General features: G+C 65.6%; 14 protein-coding genes and 3 pseudogenes. 8 read left to right on the top strand and 9 right to left on the bottom strand.

Annotated features, from left to right (window positions below; translation table 11 throughout):
- Positions 1–2: 2 nt before the first annotated feature.
- Positions 3–323: a 2Fe-2S iron-sulfur cluster-binding protein gene (locus DAE25_RS15235; RefSeq protein ID WP_107766994.1), complete on the bottom strand. Its 321-nt coding sequence runs from the start codon at positions 321–323 to the stop codon at positions 3–5.
- 104 nt (positions 324–427) lie between these two features.
- On the opposite strand from DAE25_RS15235, the gene DAE25_RS15230 reads away from it, so the two are divergent.
- Positions 428–1447, top strand: coding sequence for a helix-turn-helix domain-containing protein (locus DAE25_RS15230; protein WP_107766993.1), 1020 nt, complete (start codon positions 428–430; stop codon positions 1445–1447).
- Positions 1448–1547: 100 nt separating this feature from the next.
- Here DAE25_RS15230 and DAE25_RS15225 read toward each other — a convergent pair whose 3' ends face one another.
- Positions 1548–1889 (bottom strand): cytochrome P450, encoded by a 342-nt coding sequence (locus DAE25_RS15225; protein ID WP_199907630.1) that lies wholly within the window; start codon positions 1887–1889, stop codon positions 1548–1550.
- A 182-nt stretch (positions 1890–2071) separates the two neighbouring features.
- Between DAE25_RS15225 and DAE25_RS23985 the strand changes: the two are divergent.
- Positions 2072–2251 (top strand): annotated as a pseudogene (locus tag DAE25_RS23985) (IS3-like element ISAar24 family transposase); the annotation flags it as partial.
- Between the two features lie 94 nt (positions 2252–2345).
- Here the strand turns inward: DAE25_RS23985 and DAE25_RS15220 are convergent.
- From DAE25_RS15220 to DAE25_RS15210, 3 genes and pseudogenes are all read right to left on the bottom strand, one after another.
- On the bottom strand, positions 2346–3584 hold the full coding sequence (locus tag DAE25_RS15220; protein WP_107766992.1) for an NAD(P)/FAD-dependent oxidoreductase: 1239 nt from the start codon (positions 3582–3584) through the stop codon (positions 2346–2348).
- Positions 3585–3617: 33 nt separating this feature from the next.
- Positions 3618–4970, bottom strand: a pseudogene (locus DAE25_RS15215) (cytochrome P450); the annotation flags it as partial.
- 70 nt (positions 4971–5040) lie between these two features.
- On the bottom strand, positions 5041–5361 hold the full coding sequence (locus tag DAE25_RS15210; protein ID WP_107766991.1) for a 2Fe-2S iron-sulfur cluster-binding protein: 321 nt from the start codon (positions 5359–5361) through the stop codon (positions 5041–5043).
- 410 nt (positions 5362–5771) lie between these two features.
- Between DAE25_RS15210 and DAE25_RS15205 the strand changes: the two genes are divergently transcribed.
- Together DAE25_RS15205 and DAE25_RS15200 are read left to right on the top strand one after the other, a co-directional pair.
- On the top strand, positions 5772–7493 hold the full coding sequence (locus DAE25_RS15205; RefSeq protein WP_107766990.1) for an aldehyde dehydrogenase family protein: 1722 nt from the start codon (positions 5772–5774) through the stop codon (positions 7491–7493).
- A 30-nt stretch (positions 7494–7523) separates the two neighbouring features.
- Entirely contained in the window at positions 7524–9068 is a 1545-nt protein-coding gene (locus DAE25_RS15200; protein ID WP_107766989.1) for a GMC family oxidoreductase, read from the top strand.
- A gap of 345 nt (positions 9069–9413) precedes the next feature.
- Here DAE25_RS15200 and DAE25_RS23980 read toward each other — a convergent pair whose 3' ends face one another.
- From DAE25_RS23980 to DAE25_RS15190, 3 genes and pseudogenes are all read right to left on the bottom strand, one after another.
- Entirely contained in the window at positions 9414–10106 is a 693-nt protein-coding gene (locus tag DAE25_RS23980) for an acyl-CoA dehydrogenase family protein (RefSeq protein ID WP_234411069.1), read from the bottom strand.
- Positions 10103–10461, bottom strand: a pseudogene (locus DAE25_RS23975) (acyl-CoA dehydrogenase family protein). The gene DAE25_RS23980 and the pseudogene DAE25_RS23975 overlap by 4 nt, the downstream one beginning before the upstream one ends.
- Positions 10462–10556: 95 nt before the next feature.
- On the bottom strand, positions 10557–12137 hold the full coding sequence (locus DAE25_RS15190) for a long-chain-fatty-acid--CoA ligase (protein ID WP_107766988.1): 1581 nt from the start codon (positions 12135–12137) through the stop codon (positions 10557–10559).
- A 394-nt stretch (positions 12138–12531) separates the two neighbouring features.
- Between DAE25_RS15190 and DAE25_RS15185 the strand changes: the two genes are divergently transcribed.
- From DAE25_RS15185 to DAE25_RS24285, 3 genes are all read left to right on the top strand, one after another.
- Complete coding sequence (locus DAE25_RS15185) at positions 12532–12846, top strand: FAD-dependent oxidoreductase (RefSeq protein ID WP_107766987.1); 315 nt, start codon at positions 12532–12534, stop codon at positions 12844–12846.
- A 132-nt stretch (positions 12847–12978) separates the two neighbouring features.
- On the top strand, positions 12979–13377 hold the full coding sequence (locus tag DAE25_RS24290) for an FAD-dependent oxidoreductase (RefSeq protein ID WP_159083753.1): 399 nt from the start codon (positions 12979–12981) through the stop codon (positions 13375–13377).
- A 1-nt stretch (position 13378) separates the two neighbouring features.
- The gene (locus DAE25_RS24285) at positions 13379–13777 is read left to right on the top strand and encodes an oxidoreductase C-terminal domain-containing protein (RefSeq protein WP_107766985.1); all 399 of its coding nucleotides are present in this window, start codon (positions 13379–13381) and stop codon (positions 13775–13777) included.
- Positions 13778–13784: 7 nt separating this feature from the next.
- Here DAE25_RS24285 and DAE25_RS15170 read toward each other — a convergent pair whose 3' ends face one another.
- Positions 13785–15014: a PucR family transcriptional regulator gene (locus tag DAE25_RS15170; protein WP_159083752.1), complete on the bottom strand. Its 1230-nt coding sequence runs from the start codon at positions 15012–15014 to the stop codon at positions 13785–13787.
- A gap of 474 nt (positions 15015–15488) precedes the next feature.
- Here DAE25_RS15170 and DAE25_RS15155 point away from each other — a divergent pair, with 474 nt between their 5' ends.
- Positions 15489–15845: a hypothetical protein gene (locus DAE25_RS15155; protein ID WP_107766982.1), complete on the top strand. Its 357-nt coding sequence runs from the start codon at positions 15489–15491 to the stop codon at positions 15843–15845.
- Positions 15846–16274 lie beyond the last annotated feature (429 nt).

Raw genomic sequence — 16274 nt, 5'->3', positions numbered from 1 at the left:
GGTCACATCTGGAATTCGGGGAGTCGAACGACGAGGCCGTCCCAGTTCTCGCTCACGCGCATCTGGCACGCCAGACGAGACGCCGGCTCGCGCTCGGGGTTCATGGCGAGCATCTCCTCCTCGACCGGACCTGAACGGCCGACCTCGGCGACCCACTGGTCATCGACAATCACGTGGCACGTGCCACACGCGGCCTCTCCGCCGCAGTCGCCGTCGACCCCGGGCACCATGTTGTCGACCGCGATCTGCATGAGGGACGCACCCTCCTCAAGGGGTGCCTCGCGCTTCTCTCCGTCGTGGGAGATGAAGGTGACATCTGACATGAAACAGCTCCTTGCTTGAACGTGAGTCAAGTGTTTGCGCTCCGGTGGCGCTGTGGCTATGGTCACCCGCGTCAATATGTTGTGATTTCGGCTCAGGAGGCAGGATGAAGGCTCACGAGCCCGGGGTGCCTCCGCTGGCGTTCGTCCAGCTCTTGAACAGCGACGCACTCGAGCCCGACGCCGTGGCCCACTTTCGTCGGATCATCGACCACCAGGGGACGTCCGAGCTGGATCTGGTCCGGCACGACCGACAGGTGCCGATCCGCTGGTTCCGCGAGGTCTACCCCGACCTCGACCCCGAAGGCGCCACCCACCTCGGGCTCGCATTCGCCGAGAGGGCCCAGCTGACCTCGTTTGGTCCCTTGAGCCTTCCCCTGGTCAGCGCTGGATCCGTCACCGAGGTCTTCGAGCTGCTCGGGTACCTGCCCGTCATCTCCGGGGCCCTTCGCCCCCACTTCCACCAGGGCCAGCGCAGCCTGACGGTAGGCCTCAGCGGCCACACCGGCGACCCCGATCTCGACTGCCTGGTCATCACCTACGGTGGCGCGGCTTTGCTTCGACTGCTCGACATGCTGGCCGGCACGCTGCCAGGCGTAACACTGCACCTGGCCTGGAAGGCCCCCCAGTTTCCGGAGGGCTACATAGATCTCCTGACCGGACGTCTGGCATTCGACGCGCATGCATCCTTCATCGACGTGCCCGCCGAGACGCTTCAGGCCCGCTGCCGATTCCCAGACCCGCTTGCTTACCGCCTGGCCATCGCCGAGCTGAGCCGCACGCTTGAGCGGAACACCAGTGCCACCAGCGTTACGGAGAGCGTGAGGCGACTGCTCGAGGAGGATCCCGGGCGTAGCAGCAGCCAGGAGGTCGCAGCACTCCTCGGCGTCTCCACCAGCACCATGAAGAGACGACTTGACGACGAGGGGACGACCTTCCGGGAGGTTCGACAATCCCTACTACGCGAGAGGGCCATCGTCCGACTGCTCGACCACTCCCTGACGATCAGTCAGATCGCCGTCGATCTCGGCTACAGCGACCTGCCGAACTTCTCTCACGCCTTCAGGCGCTGGACCGGGCAGTCGCCAAGCGAGTTCCGCAAAGTGGGTCGACGCGGACCGGGGTGAGGATGCGCAAGTGAGGAACGCGCCCGTCATGGCCATCGATAGCCAGCTCAACAGAACTGCGGCGTGGGACCTGGGGCAGGCCACCCGCAGGAAGTGAGCATCACGTGGTGACGAATCGAACTGCGAGCCTGGTGGGCCCGCGCAACGAACTGTTGGTCGACCATGTCGGATCACCAGACAGCTCGATCCGCGATACGCGGTCGATGAGTTCCGTGAGGACGGCGTGGGCTTCCATCCGTGCCAAGGGTGCTCCGACACAGAGGTGTGCGCCGTGACCGAACCCGACGTGCATCTTGGGGTTGCGGTCAGCGCGGTAGGTGTTGGGATCCTCGAACGCAACGGGGTCTCGATTCGCGGCACCGAAGGAGAGAAGCACCCTTGACCCTTTGGGAATTTTGACACCAGCAACATCGTAGTCGGCGCGCCGTGTAGCGGTACAGATTCTGGATGGGGCTGGAGAATCGCATGTGCTCCTCGATCGCCATCGGAATCAGGTCAGGGTTCTCCCGGACGCGGTCATACTGCTCTGGGTTGCGCGCAAAGGTCTCGAACATCCCGCCCAACAGGTTCGTCGTGGTCTCGTTCCCAGCAACAAGGAGCAGCATCGATCAGGACCAGCTCCACCCAAAGTGGATCCACCCGGTGATCGACCGTCTCGCCGACGCCGGGGTTCCCGTCGACAAGTGCTGCCAGGTCCTCGGGGTGTCGCGATAGGCCTACTACCGCTGCAAACGCCGTCCCACATCGGCGACGCAACTGCGCCGCCACTGGCTGACCGGTCTCATCCGGGAGGTCGATGTCGCCTGACGCGGGAGCTACGCGTATGGCCGCATCCACGCCGAGCTCACGGAGCTGGGCGGAGCGCTCTTCGCCGACCGTACCTGCCTTCCACTTGCCATCAGCCCGCACTCTCCGCGACTTGCAGCAGGGACGCCAGAGCGGTGTCGGGGTCGGCCAGTAATTTGCGCTGCGGCGCGAGGTTGGCCCCGATGGCCCTCTTGCTAAACATGAATTCCTGCGGCCTGTTGACGCAGTCGGCCGCGATAATTCGGCCTTCGTTCAGGTAGAAGCAGGCGAAGTCGCGGCCCACGCTTGGATCGCCACGCAGGACCACCTCTTCATAACCGGCGCTCAGACCAGCGATCTGGAGCTTCAGGTCGTACTGATCCGACCAGAACCATGGCAGTCCGGAGATCTCCTTGTCTTTGCCACAGATCGTGGCGGCGACCGTCTTTGCCTGCTCCACTGCGTTCGGGACTGACTCTAGACGCAGCCGACGGCCATAGCGGGCATCGAAGTAGTTGGCGCAGTCACCCGCGGCGTAGATGTGGGCATGATCGGTTTGGCCATGACCGTCGATGACGATGCCATCCGACACCGCGAGCCCGGCCTCCTGGGCGAGCTCCACGTTTGGGACGACACCGATCCCCACGATGGCAAGATCCGCTTGCAGTACCTCGTCGCCTGCGAGCAGCACTCCACGTACGCGATCGCCGCCCTCAAGCGCGAGGACCTCGACGTCCGTGCGAAGGTCAATGCCTTCTTCACGATGAATCCGCTCGTAGAACGTCGAGACCTCGGGTGCGGTCACTCGCTGGAGCACGCGCCCGGCCGTCTCGAGCACGGTGACGGTGAGGCCCAGCTGACGGAGGGAGGCTGCTGTCTCCAGGCCGATGTATCCGCCGCCAATGATCACGGCGTGCTTGCTCGTCGGCAGGTCGGCCTGGATCCCCTGGATGTCGGCGGCACCCCGCAGGTAGTGCACTCCGTTGAGGTGGGCGCCAGGCAGGCTCAGTCGCCGTGGGCGTGCCCCTAGGCACAGGGCCAAGTGGTCGAAGTCGAGGACTTCCCCGTCCTCCAGCTCGACTTGGAGGGCGTCCGGGTGCAGCTTCACCACGCGTGCTGGGCGAAACCTGACTTCCTGCTTGAGATAGAAGTCCGGCTTGCGGATGAGGAGCTCGTCAGGACTGAGTTTCCCGGCGAGGTAGGCCTTGGACAACGGCGGGCGTTGGTACGGCAGCCCCGGCTCGTCGCCAAGCAGGAGGATCTCCCCAGTCCAGCCGTCCTGGCGCAGGCTGGCGCACATTTGGGCGCTGGCATGACTGGCTCCGACGATGATGACGCGAGCTGTGCCCATGAGTCTCTCGTCCTCGTGTCAGCCGTCGGACTTAGGCGTGAGCTGCACGATCATCCGTCCATAACCCCTCACGAAGTTGGACTGGACGTACGTGGGTTCGCCGATGACCTCGATCTGGTCGAACCGGGCCAACAGCTCCTCCCAGAGGATGCGCAGCTGCATCTCGGCGAGCCGGTTGCCCATGCAACGGTGCACACCAAACCCGAAAGACATGTGGTGGCGGGCGTTGGCACGATCAATGCGGAAGGCGTCGGGGTCGTCGAACTGGGCCTCGTCGCGGTTGCCGGACGCGTACCACATGATGATCTTGTCGCCCTTGCGGATGAACTGTCCGCCAAAGTGCACGTCGCGCGTCGCGATGCGACGCATGTAGGCCAGAGGGGTCTGCCAGCGGATGATCTCCGAGACCATGTTGGGGATGAGGTCGGGATTGGCCTTCAACTTCTCGAACTGATCCCGGTTCTGGTGCAGCGCCAGCACCCCGCCAGACATGGAGTTCCGGGTGGTGTCGTTGCCGCCGACGATCAGCAGCGTCAGGTTGCCGAGGAACTCGAGGGGGCGCGAGATCATGTCCTTGGTTTCATCGGAGGACTGCATGAGGGTGACGAGGTCGAAACCCGTCTCCCCCTGCTCCCTGCGCGCAGCCTTGTCGTGCCACAGAGCGATGAACTCCCGAGCGAGCTCAGCCGTCGCCTTGAAGAACTCGTCCTGGTGCGTGATGCCGCCGGTGCCCTCCGTGGTGCCGCTGATCGCATCGGACCAGTACGTAAGCTTGCGGCGCTGCTCGTAGGGGAAGTCGAGCAGCGTCGCCAGCATGCGCCCCGTGATCTCGATCGAGACCCGGTCCACCCAGTCGAACGGCCGGTCGGTCGGCAGGCTGTCTAGCACCTCGACGATTCGCTCCCGGATGAGCGACTCCATCTCCTTGAGGTTTTTGGGTGCGACGACACCCTGGACGGCCTTGCGCTGGGTGTCGTGCCGCGGCGGATCCATGGCGATGAACATCGCGATCTCCAACGGGATGTCCCCCATCACGATGACCGGTTCGGCCGAGAAGACCTCCGCATTGGTGTCGACGGCCCGAATGTCCTCGTAGCGCGTGATCGACCAGAACGGACCGAACGGGCTATCGGGCATGTAGTGGACAGGGGCCTCCTCGCGAAGGCGCTTGAAGTAGTCACGACTCTTCCCTTGCCGGAACAGGAAGGGATTGCTGACATCAAGCTCGGCGAGCGGCACGTCCGCCGCGTCCGGGATCGGTCGTTCGGTGAGCACGAGCGGCTTGCCCTTGCCGGCGAGACGCTGTGCCTTCTTGGCCATGTGCGCGGCCTGGACTTGCCGCTCGGCAGGCACCGTTGCCTGGACCTTGGTCTGCACCGAGACCATCGCGCGCTCGAGCACGTTCTTCTTCGTCTTCATCTCGTCCGCCTATCGTGAGGTGTGTGTCGTCCGTGGATCACATCTGGAACTCGGGAAGGCGGACCTTCAGCCCGTCCATGGCTTTGGAGGCGACCAGCTGACAAGCCAGACGAGAGTTGGCCTGACACTCGGGCGACATCTCGATCATCTGGCTCTCACGATCGCTGCGCGTTCCGGTCGTCGAGATCCAGTCGTCGGTGATGATGATGTGGCAGGTGCCACACGCGGCCTCGCCACCGCAGTCGCCCTCGATGCCAGGAACAGCGTTGTTCGTGGCGGCTTCCATCATCGATTGGCCCTCGACGAAGTCGATCGTGTGAGGAGTGCCGTCGTGCTCGACAAAGGTGACGGTGGGCATTTCTCGTTCCTTTCGCAAGGGGTGCTGCGCGCGTGGGACGCGGCGGGCTGTTCGTGCTGATAGTCGGAGTCAACGTGACGAGCACCACCGCCGTCTTATGCAGGGACGCCAGATATGCGCCACGACTTTGTCGAGCGAGCCAACTGCCGTCCCACGGCAACCAGGCGGGGGCGATGAGCCTGGAGCGCTTTTTCTCAAGCAGCGCTGTACGTCCGGCGTGACACGGCGACGGCCTCATCGAAGGACAGCGATCCATCGACATCCTTCGACCCACGAGCCACGCCCTGCCGCTTTGGAACCCTGCACAGTCGCATTCGCTATTTCTGGCTCTAGGCCTCTAGGGCCGCGTGTGCCGAACGCCACATCCTTTAGTGATCACGCACGACCGTGTACCTCGAGAAGGAGAGACGATGTCGCTTGTCACCCCGGCACCGCCCGTTGACGTCAGCGGGTTCGACGCCGCCATCGAACGGTTGTCCACCGGCGCGAAGGCGTGGGCCGCGATGAGCCTCGGGGAACGTGGAGAACTCATCGCTCGCACCCACGACTCCGTCGCTCGGGTGGCTGAGCGTTGGACCCGCACCGCTCTCGACATCAAGGGCCTCGACCCCAAGTCCGCTCTCGCGGGCGAGGAGTGGTTGAGCGGGCCGTACGCGACGCTGGCCGGGTTCGGCACCGTTGCCCATTCCCTCGCCACCTTGGCGGGCGGCGTGTCCCCCATCGGTTCGATCACCCCTAAGAAGGCACCGGGCGGCCGGCTGGCCTGGCGGGTGCTTCCGCTCGACTCTCGCGAGGCGTTGCTGTTTCACGGCTTCTCCGCCGAGGTGTGGACGCTGCCTGGCGTGAGCGAAGCCGACGTGCGCACCGACTCCGGCGCTGATGCCAGTCGAACCGGTGTGTCCGGAGGGGTAGGGCTTGTCCTGGGCGCGGGCAACATCACCTCCATCGGCCCACTCGACGTGCTGACCGAGCTGGTCGTCCACCACCGCGCGACCATCCTCAAAATCAATCCCACGTTCGCCAACCTGTTGACGGTCTACCGACACGCACTCGCGCCTCTCATCGAGGCCGACCTCCTGCGTGTGGTTCAGGGTGGCGCGACCGAAGGCGCCTATCTGTGCAACCACGACGGCATATCTCATGTCCACATCACTGGCAGCGTCGAGACGCACGACGCCATCGTGTGGGGACGCGGGAAGGACTCGGCCACGCGGCGCCGGGAGGGGCGCCCCGTGCTCAACAAGCCGATCACCAGTGAGCTCGGCGGGGTCTCGCCCGTCATTGTCGTGCCCGGCGAGTGGACCCCGGCCGACCTGCGATTCCAAGCGGAGAACATCGTCTCGATGCGGCTCCACAACGCCGGCCACAACTGCTGCGCGGCACAGATGATCGTGATCGACGCCGCCTGGCCCCAGCGTGAGGAGTTCGTGCGCGAACTTCGCGCGGCCCTGACTCGGGTACCGTCGCGCGCCCCTTGGTACCCGGGCAGCGACCAGCGGCTGAAAGACGCGGCACGTGCCCACTCGGGGGCAGAGACCTTTTCGGACGGCGACCGGCTGCTCATCCAGGTCCAGCCGGACGAAGTATGCCCGCTCATGCGCACCGAGTACTTCGCTCCGGTCCTGGGGCTGGTGGAGCTGGACGGCGGCGGCGCCCGCGGCTTGCTCGACCGTGCGATCGAGTACGTCAACCATGAGCTGGCCGGGACGCTGAGCGCCAACATCCTCATCGCACCTGCCGAGCGTCGCAATCTCGGCGCGGCCTTTGACGAGGCGGTCTCCCGGCTGGACTACGGAGGGATTGCCATCAACACGTGGACCGGACTCGCCTTCCTCGCCCCCACCGCGACGTGGGGCGCTTTCCCGGGGCACACCCTCGATGACGCCCAGAGTGGCATCGGAATCGTGCACAACGCCCTGCTGATGGCTCACTCCGAGCGGACTGTCGTGACCGGGCCGTTCCGTCCGTTCCCGCGGTCGGTGCTCAACGGCGAGATGGCGCTGTTCCCGAAGCCGCCGTGGTTCGTCACCGCTCGCAGCGCCGCCAGCACCGGACGCAAGCTCAGCGGGTACGCGAGCGGTCCCTCCTGGGCCAAGCTGCCGAGCATCTTCGCCTCGGCCTTCCGCGCCTGATCAGCCCTCCACCAACGAACGGACACTCTCATGACTGACAACTTCGACTACGTCATCGTCGGCGCCGGTTCCGCCGGCTCTCCCTTGGCCAACCGGCTCTCGGCGAACCCCTCCGTCCGCGTGCTCCTCCTGGAAGCCGGAGGCGAGGCCAAGAGCCCCAACATCGCCATCCCGGCGGCATTCTCCGAGCTCTTCAAGTCCAACTACGACTGGAACTACGAGACGACACCGCAGCAGGGGCTCGGCGGCCGAACCATCTACTGGCCCCGTGGCAAAGTGCTCGGCGGCTCGTCGGCCATGAACGCGATGATGTGGGTGCCGGGCTTCGCCGCGGACTACGACACCTGGGCTGAGCTGGCAGGTCCCCAGTGGAGTCACCGGGCGCTGGCCTCCACCTTCGCCTCCACTCACGTGAGCGTGCAGGAGCAGCGCGACCCGCGCGAGATGACCAGCGCCTTCCTCGACGCCGTCCAACAGGCGGGGTACCAGGTGGAGACCCCCAACGGTGAGGAGCCGAACGGTTTCACCCGCACCCGGGTGACGCAGTCCAACGGCACTAGACACAGCTCGGCGCGGGCCTACCTCACGCCTATCCGCAAGAAGCGCGAGAACCTCACCATCCGCACCGAATGCCACGCCACTCGCGTGGTGTTCGCGGGGCGTACGGCCACAGGCGTGGACTACAGGGCGAAGGACGGCTCTCTCCTCACCGCACACGCCTCGCGCGAGGTCATCCTGTGTGGCGGCGCGGTCAACACCCCCCAGCTGCTCATGTTGTCGGGCATCGGCGATCCCGAGCAGCTGCGCCGCCTCGGCATCGACGTCTTGGCTGCATCATCGGAGGTCGGCGCCAACATGCGTGACCACCTGGTCAGTCTCTTCGCCATCGGCGTCGACGGCGAGACGCTGAAGGACGCCACCGGCGTCTCCCAACTGATCCGCTTCCTGCTGAAGCGTCGGGGCATGCTGACGTCAAACATCGCCGAGGCGTACGGGTTCGTCCGCACAGACCCCTCGCTGGCCCTGCCGGATGTCGAGATCCTCTTCGCGCCGGTCGCGTACGTCGAGGAGGGTCTCAACGGGATCCCGGCTGACGGCCTCTCCGCAGGACCGATCCTCCTCCGGCCGGAGAGCCGAGGTGAGATCCGGCTCTCGACCGCCGACCCCCTGGCCAAGCCCATCATCGAGCCCCACTATCTCTCGGACCCCGAAGGTAGCGACCGGGCAACGATGCTGCGTGGCCTCGACATGACCCTGGACATCCTCAGCACCCCTGCCATCAAGAAGTTCGCCACCGGCGCATACATCGCACCGATGGGTGGCGAGAAGTTGTCGCGCGAAGACCTCCTGCTCGCGGCCCTGGAGCAGACGTCACACACGCTCTACCACCCGACATCGACCGCCCGGATGGGGCTCGACGACGCCTCCGTCGTCGACCCCGAGCTCCGCGTTCGAGGCGTCCACTGCCTCCGCGTCGCGGACGCCTCGGTGATGCCTGAGATCATCCGCGGCCACACCCACGCGCCATCGGTCGTCATCGGCGAACGGGCCGCCCAGCTCATCGCGAAGGGATGATGCCGGTGCGCCGTTACCGTTGCAGCGAACGGCGCACCTGAGGAGTGCTTGGACCTCCGAACCCAGGTGGACCGCAGACGAATCGTCGTCACTTCCAGCCGTCGCGGACCACCCTGTCGCCAGGCACATCCCATCCAGACGTGAGTGCGCTGCGCACGACCATCGCCCACCGTCTTGGGTCGATTCTGGCCGACGACGACCTGAAATGCCTGCTCCCAGAGCAGTGAGCACGGTCCAAGATCACCATGGCGCTCCTCAAGGACGAAACTCCCCCGATCAGAGGGCGACGGTCTGAGCATCACCAATCCTCGAGCATGGACGTCAGCGACCGCACGTTGCATGACGTCACAGGCCGAGGTCGCGGCCGATGAGCTCCTTCATGATCTTGTTGGAGCCGGCCCAGATCTTCGAAACGCGGGCATCGCGCCAGGCCCGACGCGGTGCTCGTTCATGAAGCCGTAGCCACCGTGCGGCTGGACGCAGTGGTCGAGCACTTCGTTCTGCAACCTGCGAGGTCCACCACTTGGCCTTCGCGGCGTCGACGGGGGTGAGCTCCTTCTTGGTGTGCGCGATGACGCACTGGTCGACGTAGGCCTGGGTGACCTCGATCTGGGTGACCAGCCCCGCGAGGAGGAACTTGTTGTGCTGGAAGGAGCCGATGCTGGCACCGACGGCCTTGCGGTCGATCGTGTAGGCGATGGTCTCGCCGAGGATCTGCTTGACGTGCGCGAGGTTGGAGATCGCGCAGCCGAGCCGCTCCTGCGGGAGGTTCTGCATCATGTGGATGAAGCCGTTGTCGAGCTCGCCGACGATGTCGTCGTCGGTGACGCGCACGCCCTCGAAGAACCTCTCGGCGGTGTCGGACTCGTGCTGACCGACCTTGTCGAGTTTGCGCCCGCGACCGTGACCCTCGGCGTCGGTCGGGATCGCGAAGAGCGTGATGCCCTTGGCCTTCCTCTCCGGCGAGGTACGCACGGCGGTCACGACGATGTCGGCGGAGTAGCCGTTGGTGATGAAGGTCTTGGAGCCGTTGATCACCCCGCGGCGCTGCGCAGCGCGGCGAGGTCGGAGCCCCCGGACGGCTCGGTCATGCCAATCGCCAGCAGCAGCTCGCCACTGGCCACGCCGGGCAGCCATCGCTGGCGCTGTTCCTCGGTGGTCAGCTCCACGACGTACGGCGCGACGATGTCGGCGTGGATGCCGACACGGGAGGAGAGCGCGGCGTTGACCTTGGAGAGCTCCTCGGCCATGACGGCGTTGAACCGGTAGTCGCCGGCCTCGGCGCCGCCGTACTGCTCGGGATCTCCAGGCCGAGGAAGCCCTGCTTGGCGGCCTCGAGCCAGAACTCCCGCGGCAGCGCCTTGTCGATGGCGTACTGCTCGACATGCGGCACCACGGACCGGTCCAGGAACTCCTTGACGAACCCTCGGAATGACTCGTGGTCCTCGTCGTAGATGCCGCCGCTTCATGTCGATCCCTGCTTCCCTCTCAGCCGAGCTCGCGCTTGAGGATCTTGCCGGTAGCGGTCATCGGGAGGGCCTCGACGACCTCGACGATGCGGGGGTACCTGTAGTTCGCCATCTGCTCCTTGCCCCAGGCCACGAGGTCCTCGCCGGTGGTCGTGGCGCCTTGGTTGAGGATGACGAACGCTTTGACCTCCTCGCCGCGGGACTCATGTGGGACGCCGATGACCGCGGCGAGCGAGACGTCCTCGTGGGTCATCAGGGCCTCCTCGATCTCTCGCGGGTAGACGTTGTAGCCGCCGCGGATGATCATGTCCTTGGACCGGTCGACGATGTAGTAGAAGCCGTCGGCGTCCTTGCGGCCCAGGTCGCCGGAGCGGAACCAGCCCTCCTCGTTGAGTACCTCGGCGGTCGCGTCGGGCCGGCCGTGGTAGCCCTTCATGATGTTGTGGCCCTTGATCGCGATCTCGCCGACGGAGGTCTTGCCGTCCTCCTCGATGCCGTCGGGGACCTTCTCCCAGCTGTCGGCCTGCAGCAGGCACATCTCCACGCCGGGGATCGGCAGGCCGATCGAGCCGACCCGCTGGGGCTGGCCGTGCGGGCTGAACGAGGCGACCGGGCTGGTCTCGGAGAGGCCATAGCCCTCCAAGATCGTGACGCCGAACTCTTTCTCGAAGTCCTTGTGCACCTCCACCGGCAGCGCGGAACCGCCGGCCACAGCGACCCGGAGGTTCCTCGCGAGGGCCTCGACGTCGACCTCGGGGGTCAGGGCACCGAGTAGGCCCCAGTACATGGTGGGGACGCCGGCGAAGAACGTCACGCCCTCCTTCTGCATGAGCGCCAGCGCGGGCTCGGCCTCAAAGCGGGGCAGCATGACGACCGTGCCGCCGTAGGCGAAGCCGCCGTTCTGGATGACGGTCTGTCCGAAGGAGTGGAACAGCGGCAGCACACACAGGTGTGTGTCGGGCTCCTCGGCGCTCGCCCCGAACAGCGCCTCGCCGGACAGCGCGTTGTCGCGCATGTTGCGGTGCCGCAGTTCCGCCCCCTTGGGCTGGCCCGTCGTTCCGGAGGTGTAGAGGATGACCGCGGTATCGTCCTCGTCGGTCTCGACGGTCTCGAACGTCGGCGGCTGCGACCCGATCGCCTGGAACAGCGTGGTGGTGCCCTCGATCGGCGAGGCCGCAGCTGGATCGGCGGTGATGACGAAGAAGTGCTCGCAGCCCTCGGTGGATTCGAAGCCCTCGTGGCCGGCCTGACCGATCGGCAACTCCGGCGTGCCCTGGAAGCACAAGTACGCCTTCGCGTCGGAGTCGGCCAGGTGGTAGGCCACCTCGCGCCCCTTGAGAAGCACGTTCAGCGGCACCACGGAGGCACCGGCCTTGAGTATGCCGAAATAGACGATCGAGAAGTACGGCAGGTTCGGACAGCTGAGCGCCACCTTATCCCCACACCCCACACCACGCTCGGCCAGCGCGCCGGCGACCTGGTTGGCCAGACCGTTGACCTGGGCGTAGGTCAACCGGGTGTCGCCGAAGACGATCGCGGTGCGCTCTGGGAAGGACTCCGCACTCGACTCGAGCAGAGTCGCGAGGTTGTAACTGGACAAATGAACTCCCAAGGACGAAAGAGACCGCACACTCTGCACGGGCGCGTCGGCGCGACTCCCGCTCGGGGATTCACCGGACGTGGCGATATGCTCTCGCGGCCCTCACGTGCGTTCGTGGCTCTCGACGCCAAATCCGGCCGGCGGGGTTGGACCGCTCGACAAAAGTGCAGGCGCCGTGTCAACCACGCCAAGAATCGCGCTCACCGTTGTTCCGACGTCCAGGGTGATCGCTCGTCGCGGCTGGCACGGTAACGCAGGCCACCCCAAGGTCCTGTCCCGAGACCGGGTCGCAAGCAAGCTAGGAGAAGGAGGCCACCTTGGCGACCCAGGGCGCAGCCGGCGCACATCTCTTCAGAGCCTGCCGCGCCTCGGGATCAGTGTGGACGTTGCGTCAATGAACACCTCCCACGACCGGCTCGTGGTCGTCGGCGCCGGACTCGCCGGGCTTCGCGCTGCTGAGACGGCTCGTCTGGCTGGCTTCACCGGATCGATCACTCTCGTGGGGGCCGAGGAGTTGCCTCCTTACGACCGTCCCCCTCTGTCCGAGTCGGTCCTGGCCGTGGGAGTGAAGACGACAGTTCAGACATTCCGTACCGTCGAACAGCTGTCTCGAAAGCTGGGCGTCGAGTTTCTCGGCGGACGACAAGCAACCGCGTTGCAGTTTGCCCGGCGCACACTCGAGCTCGACGAACGCGAGAGCCTCTGCTAGGACCGGCAAATCATCGCGACCCGAGCCCATCATGACCGGTTCGAGGGTTCGGACGCATCTGGCGTGACGACGCTGAGAACCGCGGCTGATGCATACATCGTGCGCTAGGCACTGGACCGGCGCGCTCGGGTCGTGGTGATCGGTGCTGGGCTGATCGGTTCCGAAGTCGCCTCAGCAGCTCGCGCACGCGGTATGTCGGTCGTTCTCCTCGACGTCCAACCGCTCCCGCTAGTGCGCGCCGTTGGACTGGAGGCTGGACGCATCTGCGCTGCCCTGCAGCGACAGGCCGGCACCGATCTGCGGGTGGGTGTCGAGGTCGAGGCGCTCGAGAGTCACCGCGGGCACGTCGCCGCCGTCGCTTTGCGAGGCGGCACCACGCTGGCTGCCGACCTCGTTGTCGTCGACCGCGGCGCCCAACCGGCGACCAGATGGCTCATCGACTCGGGCATCATGCTCCACCCCAACGACGGGGGCATCGTGTGCGGTCCCGACCTTCGCACCAGCGTGCCCGACGTGTTGTGCATGCGGTGACGTGGCCCATGCCCCCTGGGCATCGATCGGCGGCGACCTGCTGCGCTTGGCAAATTGGACCAGCGCCGCCGAGCAGGGCGGCGTGGCCGGTCACAATGCAGTCACAGATGGCTCACCCATCACACTCACTGGGATCCCGTCAGTCTGGTCGAACTGGTACGGGCACCGGCTCCAGTTCGCCGGGTTCCCGCACTGCGACGAGACGCTGGCCCTCGGCAACCCCGGTCCCGGATGCATCGTTCTCTATCGCCGCGACTCCACACTAGGGGCGGTGTTCGCGATCGACCCAGGTGCCGTCGTCTTGGGGCTACGCGAGTTGATCGGCGTACCCGGTTCATGGCACGACGCGGGGTCATGTGTCGGGATGGGGCAGGCGGCATCGGCGCCGCGGACTGCCTGAACGCGGCTCAGTCTCCGGAATGAAAAAGCTGGTAATGCCGCAACGCCACCTCGAGATCTGCGCCCAGTTTTGCGATCGGAATGGCAAGCACTCCTTCAGCCTGCCCGAGGCGGTACCGGACAGTGTTGCGGTGCACAGAGAGCGTCGACGCCGCCTCATCCACATTGCGCCCGTGGTCCAGAAATGCCGCGATCGTCTCGCGCAACTTCTCCATGGTGCCGTCGTTCTCCGCTAGCTGGCCGAGAACACGCGTGACGAATCGGTCGACTCGGGGGCTGCAGGCCAGAAGCGCGCTGAGCTCGACGTCCTCATAGAACGTCACCCTGGATTGTCGCGGGTCACGTGGTGCTCGACAGACGATCTCGTGCGTGGCGACGGCATCCTCGTGCGACATGATGAAGCCGTCGAGGCCCTCGGCGGTCACGCCGACCGAGATCGACATGTCCGTGCTGCTCAGGAGTCCGTTCAACTCGTTGAGTCGGCGTGCGTCGAAGGTGCCGACCATCCAAGCCCAAGCGCGGCCCTGCCCGGGATGCACGACAAGTTGACGGCCGGCCCCGACGGCCTCGGCGGCCTGCCCCGCCAAACGCTCCAGGGTGACATGGTCAGCATGCGCTCCCTCGAGGACCAGCGCGGTCTGCTTGAGCGTCACTGGATAGCCGCCGAGATGGGCCGAGATCCTGCGTGGGTCTGAAGCGTCGCCCGTAAGTACCTCGCGGACGGCGCCGAGCAAACGGATCTCGGGTGTAGCGCTCTGCTTCGACCTCGTGGCGTGGTAGATGCTGGTGGAGACGTCGATCGCGGCCTGGATCCACGCACCTGCCCGGTCCCAGAAGTAGATCAGCGCGTCGCTCTGGCTGCACACCTCGGGCGAGATCTGCTGAATCACTTCTGTTCCGTAGGCCCACACATCTTGCTGAGCCACGCGGTAAATCTTGATGACCACCTCAACCGGCAGTCCGGCGGCAGCGATCTCGACTGCCAACGTGCGACCGCTCTCGACCAGCCTGAACTCGAACTCGGGCTGGGCGAAGTTGTGCAGGAACGCCAGCCAGTGCTGCTCGACCGCACTGTGGAGCGCTGCGGCCAAGCGCTCGTCTCGGGCTAGTTGCGGGATCTCCGTCGTGATCGCCGTATAGGTCCGATCAACCCATTTTCGCACCATTTCAGGTTGCGCCTCGGCGCCCAAGAAGCCGGCCAGCCATGTGGCCAAACCCGTCTCCATCTCGACGCTCACCACATCACTCCTCTAGCCGCGCCGCCGCCGCGTGCGGTGACCCTCGTCACAGGATACCGAAGGCGTGACGCTGGTCGTTTGCTCGAACTGGCAGCCGTGGAGACCCAGCCGCAGGCTGCACCCCTGCCGTTCATGGTTTCCTCCTACACGTATCGCTCTGCGAGCACTCCTCACCCGCCGCCGTGACTGGGATGTCGACATCGACTCCGCGGTCCGACTCCGCTCAGGCCCGATCCGCGGGTTCGCATCTCTACCCATTCAGTAAGTCAGCCACTCACCATCCAGTCCCACGAAGGAGTACCCGTAAAGGACCGACCGAAGCCGAGCCGCGCAACAGTCCTCCACAATCTGATCGAGGAGATCCTCGCCCGAAACGACGGGCAAATCCCCACCAACATCGAAGGCACCGACACCTACTTCAACAACGTCGATGACCTCGCGAACGCGCTGCTGCTCCGCTGGCACACCCGCCTCGTGGCCTCAATAGAACGCGGCCTCGTCGACGACCCTGAAGACCGCAGGGAGGCCGTCATCGAAGCCTGGCGGCACGCCTCCCGGATCTACTCGGGCGTCCGCAAAGTCGTCGACGAGATGGCCGAAGACCCGCCCACCGACGTCGTTGCCCACGCCGTGCCGGCCACCGCCCGCAACGACTGGGCAGCCATGGCCATCGCAGCCGGACTGGCCAGCGGCATCGACGAGCCAGGAGCTCGGGTCGGCCAGCGCCTCGAACTCGAGGCGAGACGACGCAACCTCACGGAACAGAGCACGGCCAACAAATCTCTAGCGCGATCATTGCTCGGCAAGGTCCAAGCAGCGCTCATCGGCTGAGAAATCGCCGCGAAAGCCCGGCGCCATTCCCCCTCCTGGCGAAGCCGGCCGCTGCCACCGCGCGACATGCTGAGCGTCGTCCCCGCATCCGTTACACAGGTGGTACAAATGGAGGACCAACGTCGACATTTGCGCAGGTCAGCATGGGTCAGTCAGTCAGTACTACGACCTGTAGTCACTTCTCACGTATTGCTCGAACTCGCTGGTTGGCGTCGACGTGGGCGTTGGCAACGGCCGAGGCTGTCGTCGGTCGGGTGGCACCAGCCGAGCGTCTTCGCCGGAAGAACCGGGAGCTTCACAGCACTCCTACGCCGACCAGTGGATAGTCTCACCACGTGGAAGGGATCTGAACCGAAACCCCTCTGGATGCCATCAAGTACATCGCAACAGCTACGGTCTCGGGCCGGAAGCTACCGATTCGCTCGGCGG

The organism is Nocardioides terrigena, from assembly GCF_003047265.1.
Taxonomy (GTDB): domain Bacteria; phylum Actinomycetota; class Actinomycetes; order Propionibacteriales; family Nocardioidaceae; genus Nocardioides; species Nocardioides terrigena.
The sequence above is the reverse complement of the archived record's forward strand: the minus strand, read 5'-3'. Positions and strand labels throughout refer to the sequence as shown.